This window comes from Mesorhizobium sp. M0678 (assembly GCF_040320505.1).
Lineage (GTDB): Bacteria > Pseudomonadota > Alphaproteobacteria > Rhizobiales > Rhizobiaceae > Mesorhizobium.
Map to the genome: position 1 here is coordinate 53328 of NZ_JAMYPT010000009.1, position 22830 is coordinate 76157.

At 63.7% G+C, this 22830-nt stretch carries 24 protein-coding genes; 12 read left to right on the forward strand and 12 right to left on the reverse strand.

What is annotated here, in order from left to right; translation table 11 throughout:
* Positions 1–7 precede the first annotated feature (7 nt).
* The 6 genes from NKI29_RS17780 (at position 8) to NKI29_RS17805 (ending at position 2916) form a co-directional block, all read left to right on the forward strand.
* A complete protein-coding gene (locus NKI29_RS17780) occupies positions 8–769 on the forward strand; it encodes an ABC transporter ATP-binding protein (RefSeq protein WP_352458208.1) in 762 nt (253 codons plus the stop codon).
* A gap of 161 nt (positions 770–930) precedes the next feature.
* A complete protein-coding gene (locus NKI29_RS17785) occupies positions 931–1566 on the forward strand; it encodes a BA14K family protein (RefSeq protein ID WP_352569134.1) in 636 nt (211 codons plus the stop codon).
* 128 nt (positions 1567–1694) lie between these two features.
* Positions 1695–2024 (forward strand): DUF2934 domain-containing protein, encoded by a 330-nt coding sequence (locus NKI29_RS17790; protein WP_352569133.1) that lies wholly within the window; start codon positions 1695–1697, stop codon positions 2022–2024.
* Positions 2025–2027: 3 nt separating this feature from the next.
* Complete coding sequence (locus tag NKI29_RS17795; protein WP_023677295.1) at positions 2028–2177, forward strand: hypothetical protein; 150 nt, start codon at positions 2028–2030, stop codon at positions 2175–2177.
* 214 nt (positions 2178–2391) lie between these two features.
* Positions 2392–2652 carry a hypothetical protein gene (locus NKI29_RS17800; RefSeq protein WP_352569131.1) on the forward strand — a complete coding sequence of 87 codons (261 nt, stop codon included), beginning with the start codon at positions 2392–2394 and terminating at the stop codon, positions 2650–2652.
* 3 nt (positions 2653–2655) lie between these two features.
* Positions 2656–2916 (forward strand): hypothetical protein, encoded by a 261-nt coding sequence (locus NKI29_RS17805; protein WP_023677293.1) that lies wholly within the window; start codon positions 2656–2658, stop codon positions 2914–2916.
* Here NKI29_RS17805 and NKI29_RS17810 read toward each other — a convergent pair.
* The 7 genes from NKI29_RS17810 to NKI29_RS17840 all read right to left on the reverse strand — a co-directional run bounded on the left by NKI29_RS17810 (position 2913) and on the right by NKI29_RS17840 (position 12003).
* Entirely contained in the window at positions 2913–3617 is a 705-nt protein-coding gene (locus NKI29_RS17810; RefSeq protein ID WP_352569130.1) for an SOS response-associated peptidase, read from the reverse strand. The two genes, NKI29_RS17805 and NKI29_RS17810, sit on opposite strands and share 4 nt — an antisense overlap.
* A gap of 113 nt (positions 3618–3730) precedes the next feature.
* Positions 3731–3946: a hypothetical protein gene (locus NKI29_RS17815; protein WP_023677289.1), complete on the reverse strand. Its 216-nt coding sequence runs from the start codon at positions 3944–3946 to the stop codon at positions 3731–3733.
* 1085 nt (positions 3947–5031) lie between these two features.
* Positions 5032–6816: an ABC transporter ATP-binding protein gene (locus NKI29_RS17820; protein ID WP_352569129.1), complete on the reverse strand. Its 1785-nt coding sequence runs from the start codon at positions 6814–6816 to the stop codon at positions 5032–5034.
* A gap of 9 nt (positions 6817–6825) precedes the next feature.
* Complete coding sequence (locus NKI29_RS17825) at positions 6826–7854, reverse strand: glycosyltransferase family 2 protein (RefSeq protein WP_502896709.1); 1029 nt, start codon at positions 7852–7854, stop codon at positions 6826–6828.
* Between the two features lie 6 nt (positions 7855–7860).
* Positions 7861–8964, reverse strand: a complete 1104-nt coding sequence (locus NKI29_RS17830) for a glycosyltransferase family 2 protein (RefSeq protein ID WP_352569128.1) — start codon at positions 8962–8964, stop codon at positions 7861–7863.
* Positions 8965–8966: 2 nt separating this feature from the next.
* Positions 8967–10163, reverse strand: a complete 1197-nt coding sequence (locus NKI29_RS17835) for an acyltransferase family protein (RefSeq protein WP_352569127.1) — start codon at positions 10161–10163, stop codon at positions 8967–8969.
* A gap of 433 nt (positions 10164–10596) precedes the next feature.
* Positions 10597–12003, reverse strand: coding sequence for a DHA2 family efflux MFS transporter permease subunit (locus NKI29_RS17840; RefSeq protein WP_352569126.1), 1407 nt, complete (start codon positions 12001–12003; stop codon positions 10597–10599).
* A gap of 203 nt (positions 12004–12206) precedes the next feature.
* On the opposite strand from NKI29_RS17840, the gene NKI29_RS17845 reads away from it, so the two are divergent.
* Complete coding sequence (locus NKI29_RS17845) at positions 12207–13109, forward strand: sigma-70 family RNA polymerase sigma factor (RefSeq protein WP_352569125.1); 903 nt, start codon at positions 12207–12209, stop codon at positions 13107–13109.
* Positions 13110–13202: 93 nt separating this feature from the next.
* Here the strand turns inward: NKI29_RS17845 and NKI29_RS17850 are convergent, their stop codons facing one another.
* Positions 13203–14405, reverse strand: a complete 1203-nt coding sequence (locus NKI29_RS17850) for an MFS transporter (RefSeq protein WP_352569124.1) — start codon at positions 14403–14405, stop codon at positions 13203–13205.
* Positions 14406–14621: 216 nt separating this feature from the next.
* On the opposite strand from NKI29_RS17850, the gene NKI29_RS17855 reads away from it, so the two are divergent.
* A complete protein-coding gene (locus NKI29_RS17855) occupies positions 14622–15050 on the forward strand; it encodes a VOC family protein (RefSeq protein ID WP_023677279.1) in 429 nt (142 codons plus the stop codon).
* Positions 15051–15130: 80 nt separating this feature from the next.
* Here the strand turns inward: NKI29_RS17855 and NKI29_RS17860 are convergent, their stop codons facing one another.
* Positions 15131–16024 carry a LysR family transcriptional regulator gene (locus tag NKI29_RS17860; protein ID WP_352569123.1) on the reverse strand — a complete coding sequence of 298 codons (894 nt, stop codon included), beginning with the start codon at positions 16022–16024 and terminating at the stop codon, positions 15131–15133.
* 97 nt (positions 16025–16121) lie between these two features.
* Here NKI29_RS17860 and NKI29_RS17865 point away from each other — a divergent pair, with 97 nt between their 5' ends.
* Positions 16122–16871 (forward strand): SDR family NAD(P)-dependent oxidoreductase, encoded by a 750-nt coding sequence (locus NKI29_RS17865; protein WP_352569121.1) that lies wholly within the window; start codon positions 16122–16124, stop codon positions 16869–16871.
* Positions 16872–17023: 152 nt separating this feature from the next.
* Entirely contained in the window at positions 17024–17407 is a 384-nt protein-coding gene (locus NKI29_RS17870) for a YybH family protein (protein ID WP_352569120.1), read from the forward strand.
* Between the two features lie 106 nt (positions 17408–17513).
* Here the strand turns inward: NKI29_RS17870 and NKI29_RS17875 are convergent, their stop codons facing one another.
* Positions 17514–17975: an Lrp/AsnC family transcriptional regulator gene (locus NKI29_RS17875; protein WP_352569119.1), complete on the reverse strand. Its 462-nt coding sequence runs from the start codon at positions 17973–17975 to the stop codon at positions 17514–17516.
* A gap of 158 nt (positions 17976–18133) precedes the next feature.
* On the opposite strand from NKI29_RS17875, the gene NKI29_RS17880 reads away from it, so the two are divergent.
* On the forward strand, positions 18134–19141 hold the full coding sequence (locus NKI29_RS17880; RefSeq protein ID WP_352569118.1) for an ornithine cyclodeaminase family protein: 1008 nt from the start codon (positions 18134–18136) through the stop codon (positions 19139–19141).
* An 80-nt stretch (positions 19142–19221) separates the two neighbouring features.
* Here NKI29_RS17880 and NKI29_RS17885 read toward each other — a convergent pair whose 3' ends face one another.
* Positions 19222–20154 carry a dimethylarginine dimethylaminohydrolase family protein gene (locus NKI29_RS17885; protein ID WP_352455436.1) on the reverse strand — a complete coding sequence of 311 codons (933 nt, stop codon included), beginning with the start codon at positions 20152–20154 and terminating at the stop codon, positions 19222–19224.
* A 33-nt stretch (positions 20155–20187) separates the two neighbouring features.
* A complete protein-coding gene (locus tag NKI29_RS17890) occupies positions 20188–21777 on the reverse strand; it encodes a zinc-binding metallopeptidase family protein (protein ID WP_352796924.1) in 1590 nt (529 codons plus the stop codon).
* A 75-nt stretch (positions 21778–21852) separates the two neighbouring features.
* Here NKI29_RS17890 and NKI29_RS17895 point away from each other — a divergent pair, with 75 nt between their 5' ends.
* Positions 21853–22740, forward strand: coding sequence for a LysR substrate-binding domain-containing protein (locus NKI29_RS17895; RefSeq protein WP_023677271.1), 888 nt, complete (start codon positions 21853–21855; stop codon positions 22738–22740).
* The last annotated feature ends 90 nt before the right edge of the window (positions 22741–22830 follow it).

The window sequence follows — 22830 nt, forward strand, 5'->3', positions numbered from 1 at the left end:
TAGCGCGATGAGCGGCACAAGCGGCGGTGAGGTCAGCATACGCGGCCTGTCCAAATCCTTCAGCATCGGCGGGCGCTCGCTTGCCGTGCTGAGGACCCTCAACCTCGACATCCGCTCGGGCGAATGCCTTGTCATCGTCGGCGCCAGCGGATCGGGCAAGACCACGCTGCTGCGCATACTTGCGGGGCTGGAGGCTGCCGACAGCGGCGGCGTCGCCATCGACGGCAAGCCAGTGCACGGCGTCGGTGCCGAGCGTGCGGTGATTTTCCAGGAACCGCGCCTGCTGCCCTGGCTGACGGTGCTCGGCAATGTCGCCTTCGGCCTCGAAGTGCGCGGCGTGCCCAAGGCCGAGGCCGAGGAACGGGCGCGCTTCTATATCGCGCTCGTCGGCCTCGCCGAATTCAGCGATGCGTTTCCAAGGCAGCTGTCGGGCGGCATGGCGCAGCGCGTCGGCATTGCCCGCGCGCTGACCGTGCAGCCGGAAATCCTGCTGCTTGACGAGCCGCTGGGCGCGCTCGACGCCATGACCAAGATCGGCATGCAGGAGGAACTGGCGCGCATCTGGAGCGAGGAGAACGTCACCATGGTGATGGTGACACACGACCTCGAGGAAGCGATCTACCTTGCCGACCGGGTGCTGATCCTGCCCAAGGAGAAAGGCGGCGCGGCGCGGCTGATCGACATCGACCTGCCCCGCCCGCGCGAGCGCAGCGAAAGCCGTTTCGTACGCTACCGCGAGGAACTGCTGCGCGAATTCGGCCTGCACTGAAAGCCGCCTAAGAGGCCTTGGTTCCTCGCTCCGCGAAGCGGGGAGAGGTGTCACGGCGAAGCCGAGACGGAGAGGCTCTTTGAGTGCCCCTGCCCCGCGCTTTCCTGGAACCGGATTCCCCGCCCCCGCATTTCCTTAACCGGGAGGCGAAGGAGCGCGGCATGAAAGCTTTGTTCGCAATCTTTGGCGGCTTCGTGCTGACGCTTGCCGTATTCGCCAGCGGCCTCGCCTTCGCCACCTGGCTTCTAATAGCCAAGCCGGTACGGCCGGCCGCCCCGGTCTCCAGCGTCGCCGAACTGTGGGCCAAGGACCCGCGACCGGTGAACCCGGCCGCGCAGCGCCTCGAGCGCCTCCCGGCCCGCCCGGTCCCCGTTCGCACCTCGGAAGTTGATCGCACCGCGAAACCCGCCGACACCGCAGCAGCTTCGACACCCGACACCACCGGCTCCATCAAGCCGGTGGTGAAAGAGCAGCAGACGCTACCCGCCGCCCATGTCGAATGGTGCGCCAGCCGCTACCGCTCCTACCGGCCGGACGACAACCGCTACACGTCCTACAGCGGACAACAGCGCCCCTGCATCTCGCCCTATCTCGACACCGGCGCCGCCGATGACGGCAGCTATTTCGAGGCGAGCGATAGGTCGTCAGTGGAGGGCTACCCGCCATCGGACGAAACCGGCGCCGCCGAGCTCTCATCCGATCACGTCCAATACTGCTTCAGCCGCTACCGGTCATATCGACCGGAGGACAACAGCTATCAGCCATATTCCGGGGGGCCGCGCAGGCAGTGCGAGTAGGCAGGCCGGGGGGTGGCTGGCGGCCGCAGTGCATGGCGCCTTGTGCGACCCCACCCAACGATCACGCAGATTTCTTGGATCGTTCGGGTTGGCGCGGCGTTCATCCGATACCCAAAGGAGAAATCAACATGGGCGACGACCGGGAAGACAAGATTCGTGAGCGCGCATACCAGATCTGGGAACGCGAAGGCGGGATCCATGGCGATCCCGAGCGGCACTGGCACCAGGCCGAGGCCGAGATCGACAGGGAGGCAGCCCTGCCACTGACGGCAGGCGATGCCCTGCCGGAAACCCGCGAGGTCGCGAGCTCCGACGTTTTGACGGTGGAGGCCCTGGCGGTGCGCACCGGCATATCGGGCGAACAGGCGCAGGAGCTGATCGACAGGCCGGGAAACGACAGGGCGGCTATCGAACAAGCCGCGCGCAACCTTAAGGGGAAGCAGCGGCTCGGGGAGTGACAGATGATCAGAAAACTCAAAGACGGAAAATACCGCCTCTATTCGCGCAAGAAGGACGAAAAGACCGGCAAGCGCCGCAATCTCGGCACCTTCGATACCCGCGAGGCCGCCGAAAAGCACGAACGCGAGGTGCAGTATTTCAAGAGGCATTGAGGGGAGTGCTGTCGCTTCCCAGGCAGCCGCGCCGGAGGGCGGCCTCCTGGCGGCTGTCCAGCGTCACGATGTGGTCCTTGGCGGTGCCTCCAGCGTTCCTGTTGAAATTGAACAAAACGGGAACAAAAATGTCAAGAGCGAATTGACTCTGCGAGGAATGCCTTCCTATTTGTCAGTAGGCGGGGCGGTTGCTCACAAATCGAGGAGAGCCGCAATGGGCAGACGAAAAAGCCGGTTTGACAGGCTGTCGGCGAGGGATGCGGAGGCGATCATCAGGGACGCTTTGAGCCTGCGCAAGACGGTGCTGTCGTCGCAGCTGCATCTGAAGGCGCATGGCGAGCTGTTCTGGCAGCTTTGCGGGCTTCTCGAGAAATTGCACGGGGTGCTGGCCAGCGTCGCGGAGAAGGAGCCTGATTACCGGATGGCGGAGCTTGGCCTGCTTCCGCTGCCCGAGGATTACTCGACCCGGAAATGAGCCATGGCCGGGCCGATGGACAGCGTTGGGCGTGCCGCCAAGGCCAACATGCTGCTCATCGTGGAGTGCGGCCATTGCTACCATGTCGGACGGTTCAGGGCGAATGACGTGGCCCAGGTGGTGGGCTGGAACAAGCCGCTGGAAGCGATCAGGTTCAGGTGCAAGCGATGCAGCCGCAAGGACACGACGGTGAAGACGCAGTTCATCGACCAGGATCATCCGCCAAAGGGCTACATCTGGGTGCTGCAGAAGTTCAAGCGCTAAAATAATGAGCCTTGCACCGGCGCCTGTTGCGGAAACTTGATCTGCGTCGCCGGCTTGTCGACGATCACCAGCGCATCATCGGGCGCCGTGCGCTGCAGATGCCTTGCCTTGGACCATGGCGCCGTCAGCCAGGTCTCGGTTTCTTCCGGCGTGGCCAGGATCACCGGCATTGCCTTTTCGTGGATCGGCGCGACCAGCGCGTTGGGCTGGGTCGTCATGAAGCCATAGACCTGGTGATCGGCAGGGCGGTCCTTGACCTTGCGAAGGCCATGCCAGCGCGTCCACAGGCCGGCAAAGAAGAATAGCGGGCGGTCCTCGCCGAGTGCAAACCAGTAGTTGCGCTGAATGCCGGTCTCGGGGTCCTTGTCGCCGGGCGTCGGGCTGGGCTCGGCGAAGCTGGTGACGGGCACCACGCAGCGGTTCTCGATGCCGAGATATTGCTGCCAGTGGCCGTATTGCGGATTGCGGATATTAGTGGTGCCGTAGTCGGCCTTGCCCTTGACCCGCTCCAGTGGCGTCGGCATGCCCCACAGCAGATTGGCCAATTCGCGTTCGCCGTCCGGCGCGTTGCGCACCACCGGGCCGGGCTGGTTGGGATAGATGTCGATGGAGGGTTCGAGATTGCCGAGGATGTCGCGCAAGGCGCGGGTCCACTGGCGGATAGCCTCCTGGCTGGTCGTGATGTTGTAGAGATTGCACATTTTCAGGCCGTTCCCGGATGCTCAGGCATCTTGTTGGAAACGGCCTGGAATTTCCAGCGCTGTCCGTTGGGTTGCTGACACGGCAGGCCGTGTCAGCAATGGCTTTGTGAGACCTACCGCGCCGATTGTCTCATAGCTTGTGCGGCTACCGCCGCGAGAAAAGCCCTCGCCGCGGCATCGCAGGCCGCTCGAGACGGGCCTTTGGCGAAAAGAAGAAGCTCGGCGGCTCGAATGTTGAGCCCGTGCTTCCTTGCGAATGTGGCTAGATCGTAAGGCTTGTTGTCGTAAGGTTCGTCGTAGTCGATCGTCAGATCGTAGTTTTCTTTCATTTTCTTCCTCCCGTTAGCGATCTCCCCCCTCCTGTCGCTAACGCAAAATTAACGTCGATGGCGGCGGGCGAGTCCACCAATCAGAGATTGTGTAAAAAACGTACGAGCTCGCATGCTCGCCCTCGCAACGGGCCTGCGAGCAATCGCCGCCGACCGGACCGGTCGAAAGAGCCGATTATGATGGCAATGTTGGAAAGGCTGCCACGGCCTGGTGCTACGAGGTGTCCGCGACGCCTAGCGTGCCTAAATGGCCGGCATTTTCATCTTCCAGGCCCCGGTCCGCAGCCGGCCTCTTTGGGTCCGGCTAAAGGATAAATCCGGCTAATAACACCGTAAGGAGCAGCGACAGCGGAACGGCCGCAAGACACCAGATCTCCAACGTGTTGTTTTGCAGCGGGTCCATCATCAGCCTCACTTTTTGGTTTGTCATTGTGACACTAACGGTTGGTCGGAGGTAGCGGTTCCAAGCGACGCCGTTCATAGAGCGCTGCGTGTGCTGCATATTAGCAACAGCTTGACGACCGCTGAGCCCGTACCGCTTGGACAACTTCACTGGCGCCGGTGGATGCGTATTCCGCAGGAATGCAAGCGCCCCTCGGCATCAGTCGTGCGGGGATCGATCGCCGCCCATCATCAGCGCCGAGCCGGTCATGCCCCGGAACCCAATGGCTGCATCTATCTCCGGCCGAAGTTTCGCTACCACCGAGCCGATCCGATGTTCACTCCAGCCAGCGATGCGCGTTTACAGGGACCTAAGTCTGACCTGCCTGCGCAATGGTCTTGTGTACGGCCGGCGTCGGGAACAACTGCGCCCGTCTTCAGTTGATGGCGTCACCTCCTCGAGGAGACATCGGCGCAGAATCAGTCCCTTCATGCGCTGATTAGGGTCCGCCGCCATTGCTGGATTTGGCAGGCGGACCCTTGGTTCTGTACGCTCCAGATGAAAAGCGGGTAAGCTCGGGATCACTCATCATCCCAGAAATCCCGTAGAGACGTATGGCGGAGGTCTTCCTTGCCCCTGAGATGCTTGACCTGGCTTGACATCCGAGACGACCTCCCAGCGCGCGCACGCAGCGGGGTCGCCCTCAGCCTTCCAGCGCCTCGTGCTGGTAAAGCTCGTCCATGCTGAGCGTCGCAAGCGCGGCGAACGGCGCCTGCTTTTTCACGCGGCCGTGGCTCAGGATCACGACGTCGTCGCAGAACGAAATGGTGCTGCGATGATGGCTGATGACGATGGTGGTGCGGCGGCCGGCGCGCGACTTCAGCGTCTCGACGATTGCCGCCTCCGACAGGCCGTCCACCGCATTGGTGGCTTCGTCCAGGATGAGGATATCGGGATCGCGCACCAGCGCTCTGGCCAGCGCGATCCGCTGTCGCTGTCCCGCTGAAAGATTGACGCCGCGGTAGCCGACGACCGTCCGGTAGCCTTGCGGCAGTTGCTCGATGAAGTCATGGGCTTCGGCCAGCCTTGCGGCGCGCTCGGCGTCGTCGGCCGAGGCCGCGTCCTGGCCGTAGATGATGTTGTCGAAAATCGTGCCGTCGACCAGCTCCAGCTCCTGGCTGGCGAGCGCGATGTGCTTTCGCCATTGGCTGGGGTCGATGCGGTCCAGAGGCGATCCATCAACGAGGATCCTGCCGCTATCCGGTTCGACGAAGCGGCACAAAAGATTGACGATCGTAGTCTTGCCGGCGCCCGAGCGGCCGATCAGCGCGGTCGAGCGGCCGCTGCGGATGTCGAAGCTCGCCGCATGCAGCACCACCGCGCGCTGTTCCGAACCAGAATAGGTAAAGGTGACGTCCTCGAATTTGATGCCTTGGCTGAGCCCAGGGAACGCTGCGCTGCCTTGCGGCGGCGCGGGCTTGCCGGATGGGTCCAGCATCCACGTCACCTCTTCAAGCGATCCGCTCAGGCCCTGCAGCTGGCTCCAGGCCATTTGCAGCGACCGCATATAGGGCTGCAGCCTGTAGAGCAGGATGACGAAGGCGACGATCAGCGGGAAGGAAACATTGGCGAACCAGGCGCCGATCACCACCGCCAGGAACAGCATGGCGTGCAGAACCTCGGTCAGCGGCGGCAAAGCTCCCTGACGCGTCAAAAGCACGAACGCCGCCCGGCGCACCGCATCCGATGCCTGGTCGAATGCCGCCTTCTCGCGTTGCTCCTGGCCGAAGATGCGGATCAGCCGCCCGGCATGCACCAGATGCAGCATCTGCGATGCGAGCTGGCTGTTGCGGGAGGCGACGCTGCGGCTCGGCGCCTTCAGATTGGCCGACAGCACGGCGTGCGCGACCTGGACCAGCGCCAGGCCCAGCGTCACCAGCAGCGTCATCTGCCACGACAGGAGCAGCAGGAAGGTCAGGAGGATGATTGCGGCCGATGCGTTGACGATTGCCCCCAGCGTGATCTGGATGGCATCCGAGGCCCGCCAGGATTCGTTGGAGATGATGTTGAGCAGCCGTCCCGGGCTTTGCTGCAGGAAGAACGGATAGCCTACCCTAAGCAGCTGCTCCGACAGCGCGCTGCGGATCGAATGACTGGCCTTGCCATAGATGAAGGTGGTCAGCAGCGTATTGGCGTAGGCGAACAGGTTCTTCAGCACGATCGAGCCGAGGATGGCGACCGATATGACGATCAGCCGGTCGCGCTCGCTCAGGCTCGATCCGACATGCTGGAAGACGGCGGAGAAGCCGGCCATGCCGGTCTGCCCTTGCCCCATGATTAGTTTCAGCAACGGAATGATCAGGCCGATGCCGAAGCCTTCAAGCGCGGCGCTGAGCAGCCCGAGCACCACCACGGCAGGAAGCAGGCGCAACTGCTTTCTTCCGAGCGCGCGGCGCAGCATCGGCAGGCTGGGCGGCATCAATCGCATGGTGGCGGATCACCTCGCCTCGGCATTTGCCTGTTGCTCCTGTCGCATCTGCGCCGGCTGCGGCGATTTCGCCAGCAAAAGCACCGCGAATTTGGCTGCGCCGAGCAAATTCATGCCGACGATCGGCCAGTGCGACAGCTTGAGTTCACGGTCGAACAGAGGGCCTTTCACCAGTTCGCGCAAGGCCGCCCTCATCGACCAGTAGCAATGCCGAAGCAGCCACGGCGCGTGGCGGATATGTTTCAGGCAAAGCCCGCCATTGCCCATGCTGTAGTCGCGGTGCAGCTTTTCGATGGCCTTGCGGTCGCGCCGGCCGTGATGGTGATAGATAGTCATGTCGGGCACATATTCGACCGGAATCCCAAGCAGCACCGCCCGCACCAGATAGTCCGTATCCTCGGCGGAGCGCAGCGGGCCGCCGGCGCCGAACCGTTCGTCGAAACGGCCGATGCGGGCGGCAACATCGCGGTGCATCGTCATGTTGCAGCCAAGCACGAAGCCGCCGGGATGGACATCCGGCGTAAGCCGCGCGCGCACCGGCGACCGCTTGATGGTGAACGGCAGGTCGCGAGGATCGCCGATCTCGACGCGGCCACCGCGGATGACCCGTTCGCCGGCCGCATAGTGCCGCTGCAGATCGCGCAGATAATCCTTGTGGACAGCGCAATCATCGTCGACGAAGACCAGCACGCGTCCCCGCGCCCGCTCCAGCCCCGCGTTGCGCGCGGCCGCCAATCCGGGTCGCGGCTCGCAAATGGCCGTGAACGGGATGTCCGACAGTTCGGCGATGCTGGCCAGCCGTTTGGCTGTGCAGTCGGTCGAACCGTTGTCGACAACCACCAGTTCGGCAGAGAAGGCAGCGTAGGCGCGGCACGCGGCCTGGATCGACTTTATGCAAGGCTCGAGCACGTTGACGCGGTCGCGTGTGCAGACAATGAAGCTGACCTCCGGTGCCGGCCCGTGCTGCGGCCGGGGCGACATGGCCGCCGGCACCGTCGAGCGGCCGCGCTGCTGGAGCTGATGCGATTTGACGAACATGCGTTGCTAGCTCAACTCAAGGAAAGGCAAAACCGCCGCGGCCGGCACGGATTGCAGATACCGCGACAAGGCATCCACCTGCCTGGTGACCGACATCGAGGCGAGACTGAAGCGCGGCGCGAAGGCACCGGTGCGAAACACGTACTGCTCGCGCCGCCGGATGAGTTTCCATTTCGCCGTCCGCGTCAGGAATTCGTGCATCAGCAGCGGCTGCCTTTCCCCCGATATCAGCTGGTAGAGGAAATAGAACAGGTTCAGCGTGCCGGCCTGGTAGCTCGGCCTCGTCTCGGCCGGCAGTGCGGAAATCCTTTCTTCCAGCGCAAGGATCCATTCGGCGGCACGGCGAACCGTGTCCATCGACAGGACCTCACCGATGTCGCGGAGGCCTTGCGTCTCTTGTGCGAGCCCTTCGCGCTCGAGGTTCTCGGCGACGATCTTCAAATGGGTCCTGCGCATTTCGCGCTTGTGCCTGTTGGTCACGCTGTCGTCATGGATACGATAGGCGATCAGGCTTTCGGGGATCATGGCCGCCGGGTAGCGGTCGGTCAGCCGCCTGAACAGGTCGAAATCCTCGGCATGCTTGTAGCTTTCGTCATAAAATAGAACGCTCTCTTCGATGACCTTCCTGTTGTAGACGACCGTGGAATGCATGAAGATCGTGAAGAACATTGACAGTATTCGCAGGATGTTGTCCTGGAATATCGGATCGGGCGAACCCCTGACGATGCGGTCGCCGAGCAAGGTATCGAAGCCTGCGCCGCACAGCGCGAGGTCAGGTTGTTGACTAAACAGCGCGACCTGACGCGACAGGCGCCGGGGATAGGCGATGTCGTCGGCGTCCATCCGGGCGACCAGATCGCCGCGGGCCACGGCCAGGCCTTCGTTCAAAGTTGCAATCAGGCCACGGTTTTCGCGTGAGATGATCGAGATGCGATTGTCGGCCTGGCGGTATTTCTGCAGGATCTGCAGCGAGTTGTCGGTCGAGCCGTCATCGATGGCGATGACCTCCAGACGCTCGTAATCTTGCCGCAGGATGCTGCCCAGCGCAGCGGCGAGATAAGGTCCGGCATTGTAGATCGGCAGCACGACGGACACCAAGGGAGCAGCCATGATCAGCTCCGATCGGTTCGCTGCAGCTTGCGCGGCAAGGGTGACGTGCCACCATCAAGCGGCCTGCCCGGATATGCTCCCGCCGCGAGCCATCCGGCATTGCCCACGTCGATGCCTGCCGGGATGGCGCCGCGGCCCTTTCGAGCAACATAGGGGAAGTGGCGTTTGAGGCTGTTGAGCGGCTTCTCGAAAAGCAGCCACGAGACCGAGGCCAGCATGAGCGTCGCCGTTCCCGCGACCAGGAACCGTCCCGGCCCTTGTTCCGAGACGTTGAGCGGGATCCAGGGCTGCGACTTGACGACCAGAGCCAGCACTATGGGATGGTAGAGATAGACGCCGTAGCTGATGCGGCCAAGGCCAAGCAGCGGCGGCAGTTCGAGAAGTTTTCCGACGCGACCGCCAATGCCCGCTGAACAGCTTGCAACGATGACCACCAGAGGCGCGACAGGCAGGATCTGCAACAGCAGCCAGAGGCCCCATTCCTGCACCGGATTTGCCGGCGCCGGCGCAAACCACTGCAGAACGAAAAACGCCACCGCGAGCCCCGGCCAGGCAGCTCGAAGCCATTGCGGCAAGCCGGCTGTTCTTGACCGGTAAGCGGCAAGCAGCGCGCCTGACGCCAATGCATCCATCGACGCCGGCGGCAGCAGGTCGCGCGCCAAACCGGGCGTTCCCGCGATCGGCCAATAAAACCGGTAGGCCAGCGACAGCACGATCACGCCGATGCAGATCGCTTCGAGGCGCTGGCGCGGCGCCAGCAGGACGATCAGCGGCCAGGCGATATAGAACTGCTCCTCGATGCTCAGGCTCCAGAAATGGCAGAGCAGCCAGGGCGTCCATTCATTCTGCGCCGCGTACCAGAAATTCGACAGATAGAGGGCATGCCAGGCCAGCGATCCTCTGGACTGCTCCAGGTCCATCAGCCAGACGAAACCCAGCACGGCGAAATAGGGCGGGAATATTCGCAGCGCCCGCCTGATATAGAAGGATTTCAGCGCCGGTCCGGTTTCGAATTCGGCGGCCGAGCGGGCTTCGAGCAGCAGGCGGGTGATCAGAAAGCCGCTCAGCACGAAGAACAGGCGCACGCCGATATGGCCCCAGAACGAGGACCCTCCAGCCGCGAAGAAGTGGGCGTACAGCACCATCGTCACGGCGATGGCCCTCAGCGCGTCCAATTGGGTGTCGCGCGCATTTCCCATTAGCGGCATACGCCGGCGGGACAGCGAAACTGCCAATCGGTCAATATAGCGGCTTCGTTCACGGCGCATTCCAATCGGAAGCGCCCCCCTTGCGCAGAATAGGACCACCATTGTGCAACGCAACACAAAAAGTTGACACATTTGAAACAGGAACGTGAGGCGCGACTAATAAAAGCCAAAAAACAGCAGGAACAGCCTGAATTGTCCATTCTTGACGATTTTCTCGCACTGCCTTGGCCCGCCGATATCGGCGACAGGGTGCTGCGATGCAGCATGTTCGCCGCCATCACGGGCGCAAGATCTGGGTCTGGACACAGATGCTCCCGCCACAGGACCGGCCGGCAACCGACGCTCGACGACCTTTTTGCTGCGCTGGCGCGGCTGCTGTTAGCGCGACAACAGTGGGAACAAGCGCAAGCTTCCCGCCTTCGAGTTACGCCTCCTTGCTGGCATTCGCGAGCGCCACTGCGCGACGCTCCGGGAGCCCCAATCCGACGAGCGCGCCGGCGAGCGAGAGCAGAGCGGAGACGTCGATTGCCGAGATGAAGCCATCGCTGAACGCGTCGGCGGATGCGAAGCTTCCGGTGCCGGCGAACACCGCACCGGCGATGGCGATCCCGGATACGCCGCCGAGGAAGCGGAATGTGTTGAACGTGCCGGCAGCCTTGCCGACCTCCGGCCGGGCGACCGCATTGAGAACCGCATTCTGCGCGGCAGGCATTGCCATCGACACGCCGGCACCGGTAATGATCAGCGGGGCGACTAGCTGAACGTAGGGCAGATCAGGTGCGGCGATCTGCGCCAGCCAGGCCATTCCAGCCGCTTGCAGGATCAGTCCGGCCACGACAAGCCAGCGCTCGCCGACGCGGTTGATCAGGCTGCCGGAGATCGGTGCGACCACGAAAAGCGTCGCGGTCCAAGGCAGCAATCCCATGCCGGCGCCGAACGGCTCACGGCTCTGGGCAAACTGCAGAAACTGCGGCAACAGGAACACGAGCCCGTACATGGCGGCGCAGAGCAGGAAGTTCGCCCCTACGCCCGAGGAGAATGCGCGCGCCTGAAAGAACCGCAAAGGCAGCATGGGCTCAAGGGTACGCAGCTGCCAAAGGACGAATGCGATGGCCAGAAGCAGCCCGGCCGTCAGCGCCGACAGCACTTCAGCGCTGCTCCAGCCCACAATGTTGCCGCGCATCAGACCCCAGACCACTCCAAATGCCGCCGCAGTTACCAGGACGACGCCGAGGACATCGATTGCCGTGCCCGGCCCGTAACTCTCCGGAATCCGACGCATCACCAGCGGGATGAGAACGATGCCGACCGGAACATTGAGCCAGAATATCCAGTGCCAGGAGAGGCCTTCGGAAATCGCACCGCCCGCCATCGGGCCGATGATCAGGGCCAGGCCGGTGATGCTGCTGAAGATACCCAGCGCCTTGCCTCGCTCCTCCGGGGGAAAAGCGACGCTCAGCAGCGCCATCGCCAGCGGCATGACCATTGCGGCACCTGCGCCCTGGACCGCACGCGCCGCAATCAGCAATCCGGCATTGCCAGCGAGCGCGCAGGCAACCGACGCTGCGACGAACAACGCCAATCCGGCAACGAGCGTACGGCGGCGGCCGAACCGGTCACCGAGCGCAGCCCCGGTCATGAGCAGGACGGCAAAACTCAAATTATAGGCGTTCATCGTCCATTGCAGCGTCTCCAGCGAGGCATCGAGCTCGACCCGCATCGTGCTCAATGCCGTCGCCACAACCATCGCATCGAGAACGACCATCAAGGAGCCTATCGACGTGAGGGCGAGAACCCAGACCTTCGTTGATCCCGCACTTTGCTTGCTCATGACTATGGCGCCTCCGGCTTGAACAGAGGGCCCGCCAGGTCGCGGGCCCACGATCCAGAGACGCGGAAGCACCACCAAAGGATTCCAGCCAAAGAAAGTTTTTTCGACCGAATCCTTTTGCCATCGTCGAGCGTCTATAGGACGCTGCGCCCGATGGCGGGCGCCTCTGCCTGGGAGATACGCATGAAATCGACCCTTGTGCGATGACCGGATCCGCAACCGGCACCCCAGAAGGACGGGAGCCATTTGACCGGCTGCTCGGCGAATTGCGGCCGAAACTGCACCGCTATTGTGCCCGCATGACCGGTTCGGTGATCGATGCCGAGGATGTCGTCCAGGAAGCTACGGTCAAGGCGCTCGAGGCGTTCCCCGGGACCGGGCCGATAGCCAATGTCGAGGGCTGGCTGTTTCGCATCGCGCACAATGCCGCGCTCGACCACCTACGCCGTCGTGCCAGGTTGGATGCCGCGCATGTCGTTGAGGATATCGATATGATCCCTGACCCCGGTATGTCGGCCGAGGGTCGACACACTGCAGCCGCAAGCCTGCAGACTTTCATGCGCCTGCCCGCGGCGCAGCGTAGCAGCGTCATCCTCATGGATGTGCTCGGCTATACGATCGAAGAGATCGGCAACATTATCGACAGCAGCGTTCCGGCGGTGAAAGCCGCACTGCATCGCGGCCGTTTGCGCCTGCGCCAGGTCGCCGGCGAGCCTCACGATCGGCCTGTGCCGGTGTTGGCCGAGGCCGAACGGGCGCGTCTGGCAGCCTATGTAGAGCGGTTCAACGCCCGCGACTTCGATGCGATCCGCGACATGCTGGCCGAGGACGTCCGGCTTGACCTCGTCAACCGGCTCCGGGCGAGTGGCCGCACGAAAGTGGGCCGGTACTTCCATAATTACGCGGGTATCCACGATTGGCGGCTGCTTCCAGGCCTGGTGGATCGGCAGCCAGCCATTCTGGTGATCGATCCGGACGACTCGGCCAGAGGGCTAAAATATTTCATCCTGCTGGAATGGGCCGGCGACAGACTGGCGAGAATTCGCGATTTCCGCTATGCGCGCTACACGCTTGATGGCGCCGAGGTGGTGCCTCTGCTTGCATAGCAATTCGCGTTTCATAATGCCGAACACTGCCAGCTATTTTTGGATCGCGGCCGCTTGCCATCCAAGCGGCCGCCCTTTTCCGCCGATCCTGCTTTAAGCCGGTTGCAACTCCCTGCGCGGCAGCGGCGGGAAGGCGATCGCAATCGCCATCGCGCCAAGCCCGACAAGGGCCGAGCCGATGAACAGCCAGGAATAGCTGGCATAGGCATCGAACACCATGCCGCCGGCGAGCGGGCCGAAAGCCATGCCGAGGCTGGACAGCATGGTTACGGCACCGAACACCGTGCCGAGGATGCGCTGGCCGAAATATTCCCGCGCCAGCACCGCATAGAGCGGCATGACGCCGCCATAGGTGGCGCCGAAGATGACGGCGAGCGTGTAGAATTGACCAAGCTCGCTGACCGCCAGATAGGCGGCGATGACCACGGCCTGTATGGCCAGCCCGGTGATCAGCACCGGCTTGACGCCCAACCGATCGGCAAGCACGCCGTAAAGCAGCCGGCCACCCAGCCCTGCCAGGCCCTCGATACTGTAGATGCTGACCGCCGCCATCGGCGCTATGCCGCACAGCATCGCATAGCTCACCATGTGGAAGATCGGCCCGGAATGCGCCGCGCAGCAGGCAAAGAAGGTCAGTCCCAACACGATGAATTGCGGCGAGCGCAGCGCCTGCGGAACCGTCATGCCGGCACCCTCGGCGGCAACGCTTGGGGTAGCGCTGTCGGCAGCGGGTTGGGGCGGCTGGCGCACCAGAAGCGCGGCCGGCAGTAGCAGCACCCACGCGGTTATGCCGATGTCGAACATCGCGGTGCGCCAGTCGTAGGCCGAAATCAGCCAGCGGGCGAACGGCGAGATGGTCATTGGCGCCACGCCCATGCCGGCCGAGACCAGCGAGACGGCGAGGCTGCGGTTCGTGTCGAACCAGGCGGAGGTCAGCGCGATCATCGGCGCGAAGAAGGCGCTTGCCGCGAGGCCGACGAGCACGCCGTAGGCCAACTGGAAAACGAGCAGCGAACCGGTGCGGCTGGCCAGGACCAGCGCCAGGCCGAGCAGCACGGCGCCGGTCATGACGACGATGCGGGCGCCGAAGCGGTCGTAAATGGCGCCCCAGGCGAAGCCGCCGAGACCCATTACCAGGAAGTTCAGCGTCATCGCACTCGATATGCCGGCGCGCGACCATTGTGTGTCGAGCGCCATCGGTTCGAGGAAGATCGCCAGCGAGAACATCGCCCCGAGGGCAACACAGGTCATCAGTGCGCCAGCCGCGACGATAACCCAACGATAGGGAAGGCTCATTTCACTTTTCTCCCATGTCGGAAGCGTTGATACGGCACGACCTTTTCGAGCTTCGCCGAGCCGCTTGCGTCCGAAGGACGTTGGAGATGTCTTGAATCCGACAATCCGGTTGCATTTTTTATCCAGTCGGCGCGATGGCGCCATTCCACGGCTTTCTGGATTGACCGCGCACCATTCGAAGCTAGATTTCCAATCGGCGATCAGGAGCTGTCAAGCATGGCAAATCAGGAACTTCATCGCGGCCGTCTCATCGACCACCTCCAGCTGGTGGTCAGGGATCTCAAGGCCAGCCGCCGTTTCTACGAGGCGGTTCTCAACGTGCTCGGCATCCCGATCGGTGGCGCCGGCAATGATTATTTCTGGGCCGACGAGCTGTTCATCTCCAGCCCCGACAGCCCGGCGGCCCTGGGAAAGCTGACCGGCCGCCACCACCTGGCCTTCCAGGCAAAGGACCGTGCGATGGTCGATGCCTTCTACAGGGCCGGGCTTGAGGCCGGCGGCACCGACAATGGTGCGCCGGGCGAACGATCCTACCATCCCGGCTATTACGCCGCCTTCCTGCTCGACCCCGACGGCAACAACATCGAGGCCGTCCACCACGGCCCGGCCAGCCGCAGCGCCGATTCAGTGAAGATCACCTTCTAGCTTCCGGTAAAGGTGGTTCGCACCGGCCGGCACGGTTGGTCTCTGCCAAACCTGGGTGCTTGCGTCAGACCGCGTCTGCCCTATCGCGTCAGTGCCGCCATTTGGCCCACCAGGAAATTGACGAACAGTCGCGCCCGGACCGGCAGCTGTCGCCCGTAGGCATGGACGATGTGCACCGGCATGGTTGGCATCGCCACCTCGGGCAGGATGCGGACCAGGCGACCCGTGTCGAGATCGTTCTGCACGGCAAACCGCATCAGATGCGCGATGCCGGCGCCGGCAAGTGCCGCATTGCGGATGGCGCCGCCGTCGTCGGTGTCTAACCGCCCATCCGGCACGATCATCGTACCGTCGGCAAACGTGACCGGATAAGGCCGGCCAGCCATCTGGTGGCGGACGAATTCATGGTCCCGTAAATCCTCGACCGATGCCGGACGGCCGCGCCGCTCGACATAGGCTGGTGAGGCCACCAGCATGATCGGCAGATTGGCGATCTTGCGCGCGACGAGCCCAGTGTCTGAGAGCGGCCCCATGCGCACCGCAACGTCATAGCCTTCGCGGATCAGGTCGGCGTGGCGGTCGGTGACGCTGAGCTCGACCTTCACTTCGCCATGCTGCGCAAGGAACGCTTGCGCCCATGCCGCGATCAGGCCGCGACCGAGTTCGACCGGCGCTGTAACGCGCAGCAGGCCGCGCGCCGTATCGGCCATCTGGACGATGTCTTCGGCATCGTCCAGCGCCCTTAGCAGTGGCGCCACGCGCTCGTAGTAGGCGAGGCCTTCGCTGGTGAGCCCGAGCCGACGCGTCGAGCGCTGGATCAGCCTGACGCCGAGCCGGCGCTCGAGCCGCGCCACGCTTTTCGACACCGCCGACGGGCTGGAGCCGACCAGCCGGCTGGCGGCATGGAACGAGCCGGCATCGACCGTGCGGACGAAGGCGACGAGACCGGCGGTCTTTTCGAGGATGGTGGTCATTCCGGAATTCCAGGCACGAAAGAACGGATTGTGGGCACCATAATACGCGTTTCGATCATGATTAAATACCGCTCATCGTCAACAAAGGAGAGATTTGATGAGCAAGCTGAACGGCAAGGTCGCCATCGTCACCGGCGCCTCCAAGGGTATCGGCGCCGCCATCGCCAAGAGTCTTGCCACGGCCGGCGCCGCAGTGGTCGTCAACTACGCCTCGTCACGGGAAGGCGCCGACCGCGTCGTCGCCGAGATCGAGGACCGTGGCGGCCGCGCCGTCGCCGTCCAGGGCGACGTGTCGCAAGCGGCTGATGTGCGCCGCCTGTTCGAGGCGGCGAAATTGGAGTTTGGCGGGCTCGACATACTGGTCAACAATGCCGGAGTCTTCGCATTCGAGCCGCTGGAAGCGATTACCGAGGCCGAGTTTCACCGCGAGTTCGACACCAATGTGTTGGGCATCATTCTGACCACGCAAGCAGCAGTGAACCATTTTGGCGCGGGCGGCGGCAGCATCATCAACATAAGCTCGGTCGCCAGCCGCAATCCGCAGCCGAACTCGCTCGTCTACGCCGCGACCAAAGGTGCGGTGGACACGATCACGCTGTCGATGTCGCGGGAGCTCGGCGCACGCAACATCCGCGTCAACGCCATCGCGCCCGGCGGCATCGATACCGAGGGCCTCGCGCGCATCGGCATCATCGGCAGCGAATTCGAGAAGCAGATTATAGCCATGACGCCGCTCGGTCGCTTCGGCCTGCCCGACGACGTCGCCCGCGTCGCGGTGTTCCTCGCCTCCGACGAAGCGTCCTGGCTGACCGGCGAGCGCATCACCGCCTCCGGTGGCTGGCGATAGGCATGGAGGGCGCGAACCTGCCGGCTCGCGGACCGTGCTACCCGCGGCGCGACGCACTGCAATCGATGACGAGAGCGATCTAAGCCCTATGTAGCAGCGAGGGAGGAGCGCCGTGCGCCATCGATGACGGCGAGATGCCAGGGAGGTAACGGATGACGGGCGACGAAAAAGCAATCCGAAAGCTGGTCGAGACGTGGATGGATGCGAGCAAGCGTGGAGACATCGCGACCGTCCTCAGCTTGATGACGGACGATGCGATCTTCATGGTTCCCGGCCGGGAACCCTTCGACAAGGAGATCTTCGCGGCAGCCGCGCTGGAGACGGCCGGCGTTCATATCGACGGCACGAGCGATATCGTGGAACTACAGCTTCTCGGCAATTGGGCTTTCATCCGCAGCCGCATCAATATGACCGCGACCCCGCCGAATGGCGAGCCGGTCCATCGATCGGGATATGCGCTGACGCTCCTGCGCAAGGAGGCGGATGGTGAGTGGCGGCTCGCGCGCGACGCAAACCTGCTGACCCAGCAAAGCTAGAGCCGGTCTCCGGCATCGCTGCACCCGAAGGCGCGCCAGGGGGAGCGATTAGATGGCGAAGATGCGATGCAGGTCGCCCTGAACAGCGTTCCCCTCCTCTACCCGATCACACCGGCAAAAGGGCGTTCGGCTTGACATCGGCGATGGAGGCGAAGGTGTGCGTTTCGCGCACGCCGGGCAGCGGCAGGATGACCCGCTGCAGGAAATCCTGGAACACCGCCATATCGGCGATCCGCGCCTTGACCAGATAATCGAAACCGCCAACCACCATATGGCACTCCAGAACCTCCGGAGCTTTCGCCACGGCTTCGGCAAAGCGGTCAAAGACGTGCGGCGCCGTGTGGTCAAGCCGGACCTCGATGAACACCAGCGTTCCCCGGCCGATCTTGCGCGGATCGAGCACGGCCCTGACCGCGGTGATAAAGCCGTCGCGGAACAGGCGCTTCACCCGCTGGCTGGTTCCGGTCGGCGACAACCCGACGCGCCCGGCAAGATCAAGCGTCGTCCGACGGCCGTCTTCCTGGAGCAGCCTGAGCAGGCTGCGGTCTATCTGGTCGAGATCCTCCATTCCACAATCCACGCTATCTCAGAGATTTTTGTGCTTATTTCACGCAGAGATGCCAAAAACAACGTATTTCATCACATAAAACGTCGCAATAACCTGCGCTTCCCTCTCTCACCTAAGCAAACGCGGTGAGCCGATTTCGACGACCACAGGAGTGCAGGATGACCAAACAAGCGTTCAGCCCAGCCGGCAGGAGTGCGGCGGAAATCAGCAAGGGAACGACCGAGATCCTGGTGCTGAGCGAAGCCGACGTGATGGCATGCATCGACCTCAGCCAGCTTCTCGATGTTCTGGAAGACGGCTTCAAGGCGCTGTCACAAGGCAAGGTCGTCAATCCACCCCGACCACAACTCGACATCCCCGGGGCCGGCTACAGCCTCGCCATGCCGGCCTGGATGGAGGGCATGAACCTGACCGTCAAGATCGTCAATGTCTTCGAAGGCAACCTGGCAATCGGCCTGCCCAGCCACCTCGCCACCATCAGCCTGTTCGATCCGCTGTCCGGCCTGCCGGTCTGCATCATGGACGGCACCTTCATAACCGCGGTGCGAACCTCCGGCTCCGCCGTGCTGTCGGTGCGCGCGCTTGCGCGCCGGGATGCCAGGATAGCGACAGTGGTCGGCGCCGGCGTGCAGGCCAACCAGCACCTGCATCTGTTGCCGCTGGTGCGCGATTTTGCCGAAATCCGTGTCGCTTCGAAGAGCTTCGACGATGCGGCAGCACTTGCCCGGCTGCATCCGTCGGTGGTGGCGGTCGCCGACCTCGAGACGGCAGTGCGCAGTTCCGACGTGGTGTGCCTGGCGACCCACTCCTACCAGCCGGTGATCGACGCAGGCTGGGTCCAGCCGGGCACGCATGTCTCCTCGGTCGGGGTGGCGCCGCCCGGCGGTGAAATGCCGATCGAGCTCATCGGCAGATCCAGTCTTTTTGTCGAAACCAAGGATGCATTCAAACCGACCCCGGTCGGATCTTGCGAGCTTGCCGGCTTCGACCCGGATTTCGGCACCGAGCTTGGCGCCATGCTGCTCGACCGCGCGCCGGGCCGCGTTTCGGATCAACAGATCACCACCTACAAGGCGATGGGCATTGCGATGGAAGACATGGTCGCCGCCGACCTCGTCTATCGTTGCGCCCGGCGTCTGCGCAAGGGAAAGCTCATCGTGCTGTAGGCGCGTACCGCGCGCCATGCGGGATCGACGGTGCTGACAATGGCGCTTTCGCGCAAGCGGCCGGGCTAAAGGCCGGCCCCTCAGGCCGGCTCGCGCTTCAGCGCCTGCGCCATGCAGTGAATGCCGCCGCCGGTCTTCGAGATCTCGCTCATGTCGATGGCCGCCACCTCGAAGCCGCGCGCCTTGAGCTGACCGATCAGCGTCTGGCTCGAGGTCGGCGCGATTACCCGATCCTTGCCCAGCGACATGAAGTTGCAGCCGAGCGCCATGGTATCCTGGAACGGCACGTCGATGATTTCGTGGCCCTTGCCCTTCAGCCAATCGACGATGCCCGGCTCCGTGCAGGCGAGGCAGACGGCGGTCAGTTTTTCAGCGATCGGCACCACCATCAGGTCGATATGGACATAATATTCGTCGATGAAGGCGATGCGGGTCTCCCAGCCATCCTTGTCGAACCAGGCCTGCACTTGGCGCGCGCCCTCCTCCTGCGTGCGGGCGCCACCGCAGCCGATCAGCACGACGCCGTCCTCGATGACGTTGAAGTCGCCGCCCTCGAACGTGCCCGCGGTGACCATGTCGTAGATCGGGATGCCGAGCTTCTCATAGGTGCGGATCGCCGCGTAGTTCTCGCCGCGCCGCCACCACTGGGCCATGGCGGTGATGATGGCGCCATACGGCGTCATGACGCTGGAATCGCGCGAGTAGACCTGCATCGGCAGTTCCGGCGTCGGCTCGTGCCAGTGGATGTTGACACCGAAATGCTCATAGGCGGCGACCAGATCCTTGTGCTGCGCTTGCGCGATCTGGACGTTGCATGGCGCTTCGCGCAGATGCTTGCGCGACAGCGAGCTGGTCGAGAGATGGCGCAGGAAATTCGGCGAGCCGAGCAGCACGTCGGTCAGAACATCGGTTTCGTTGGCGAAACCCCAGGCGGTCAGCGGCTTGGTGCCGCCGGCCGGGTTGCGGCGCTGCAGCGAAAACGGCTCGGTGACGATGCGGTCATGGACGGTCATGGGGTTTCTCCTCGTGAAGGGCGGCTTGGTTGATCATGCGGCTTGGTTGCTTGGTATCCACCAATCCCGCCCGCGCGGGGTGGTGATGTATTCCGGCCAGCGAAATCCAATCGGCGGATCGTAGTCGCAGAGCGGCGCGATCCAGTTCGAGCCGCCGATGCCGCCGCCGGTGCGGGTGACGAATTCATCCATCGCCGCGTCGCGCGCAGCCTCGTCTTCCAACAGGCGAAGTGCTGCCAGCGCGACCGTCTTTGCGGCGCAGATGACCATCGGGTCGATGGTGGCAGAAATGCCGCCCAGCGCATTCATCGCCCAGGACGGAAACGCGTGGCCGTTCTCGGATCGCAGCGCCGGCCGGGCGACGTAGAATCGTGCCGTCGGTGTATGCCACGACATGTCGGTGTAATCGTCGGAGGTGGAATTGAGCTGCCAAGGCGGCAGGTCGTGGCGCAGTAGCGTCTCGGCCGCCTGTGGTGCAATCAGCCGCTCCAGTTCGTCGATGAATGGTTCCTCGGTCGCCTCGCCCCCGGCATTGACCTGGATTTCGCGGGCGATCGCCTTGGCCGTCTCGTCCCAGCACGGCGGCCCGACCGCCGCCAGCGCGTCGAAGGCAATGCCGGCCATTGCGTGGTTGGCAAGCCCCGGCCGCGACTTCGACACCCAGTGCCGCTCATAGCGGCAGCCGCTCATCCTGGCTGCGGCTTCCGCATTGCGGTCGAGGATGGCGGTGACCTGCTCCGCCATGGCAAGCGTCGGCACGCGGATCATGTACTGGATCTCAGCCAGCCCGGCCGGCAGATTGTCGGCGGTCGCCTGGCCCGCCGTCAGGATCGCCTCGCTGATCGACCAGCCGCCCTGGTGCGGCAGCATGGAATCGCGCAGCGCCTTGGACGCCATATACATCATCATGAGCGCGTCGTTGGCGCCGGGCGCCCTGACTGCCGAATGCGCCTGCGGGATGGGTGCTGCATCGCTTGCGCGAACCCAATTTTCGGGTTCGTCGCACACAAAGCGGTAGATCATCGCATAGGCCGCACCGCAATGCGTGTCCCAGCGCGCCGTGTTGCACAGCGGCAGCATGTAAAAAGGATGGAAGGAGATCATGCCCGCCAGCCCATCGTAATAGCCCTTCGCGGCATGGATCGGCTTCGATCCCCTCACCTTCTCCGCCGGCTCGCCGGTGAAGCGCAGCGTGCCTGATATGCCGTGGCGCTGCATCGCAGCCTTGGTCGCCAGCAGCCCGCCGAGGCTGGCAATGCCGAGGCCGGAATGCGGATCGGTGTGGCCGCCGGCCTGTTCGCCCAGCCCCGGGCGCGGTCGCTTCACCGTCGCCGCATCCTGGCAATTGCCAGGTACCGCGTCGTACTCGGCATACATGCCGATCGTCGGGCCGGTCCCGTTGGTCCAGTGGGCGCAGAAGGCGGTCGGCATGCCGCCCGATCCTTCCTCGACCGAAAACCCTTCGTGCTTCAACTGCTCCACATACCAGGCCGCCGACTGGTATTCGCGCCAGGCGGTCTCGCCGAAATCGAAGATGGTCCGCGTCCACGCCGACAGCGACGGCTGGATGTCGTCCAGACAGGCAAGCGCGGTCGCTTGCGCCGAGGTCACCGGTTTCTCCATGGCGGAAAGAAAGCAGTGAAGCGCCCCGCCAAAAAGTGATATGTTTTCCCGGCTCATGCAAATTCGGTTCACCTCTTGAGAATTCCCTCGACGCAGGCGCTGCGCGCCCTCGACAGTTTTGCCCGCCACGGCAGCGTCTGGCGCGCCGCTGACGAACTGCATCTGACCCGCAGTGCCGTCAGTCATCAGTTGCGCCTGCTCGAACGCGATCTCGGCTTCGATCTGCTCGAACGCATCGGCAAGGGCGTGGCGCTGACGCCACGCGGCCAACGCTATGCCAGCGACGTGCGCAAGGCGCTGACGGTGCTGGGCGACGCGGTGACACGCCATGCCGGCACCGGCATCGGCGGCTCATTCAGTGTCAGTTGTACGCCGGGTTTCGCCTCCCTGTTCCTGTGCACCCATATCGGCGAGTTCCGGCAGATGTACCCCGATGTCGCGCTGCGCATCCTGACGCCGCGCCGTCTCGACGACGTGAGCAATGCCGAGGCCGATGCCTTCATCGCCTTCGGCGTCGGCAATTGGCCGAACCGCGCGGTCGAGCTGTTGTGCGGGATCTCCTTTACGCCGCTGTGCAGCCCGACGCTGCTCAACAAGATCGGCGGCTTCTCCAAGCCGGCCGACGTGCTGCGCGCCAATCTCCTGCATCTCGGCGATACCGAGGACTGGGCGCGCTGGCTGGCGCTGTCCAAGGTCGAGAACCCCGACCCGGAAGGCGGCATCTTCTTTTCCGACATGAACCTGGTCTTTTCGGCGGCGATCGCCGGCCAGGGCATCGCCATGGGCGACGAGCTGACCAGCGGCCGGGCACTGAGCGAAGGCCGGCTGGTCCGCCCCTTCGACATAGCGATCAATTCACCGCGCTCGTATTTTCTGGTTTCCGAGCACGCCAAGGCGGCGCATCCGGTGCTGGAGGCGTTTGGGCGGTGGCTGAGATCGAAGCTGTCGGAGAACCAGCGTTAATCTCCCCCCTCGAGGGGGAGATGGCCGCGAAGCGGCCAGAGGGGGTCGGTCCAACTGGGCTCGGCCTGCTGCTGCAGAGGAGGTTGGCAC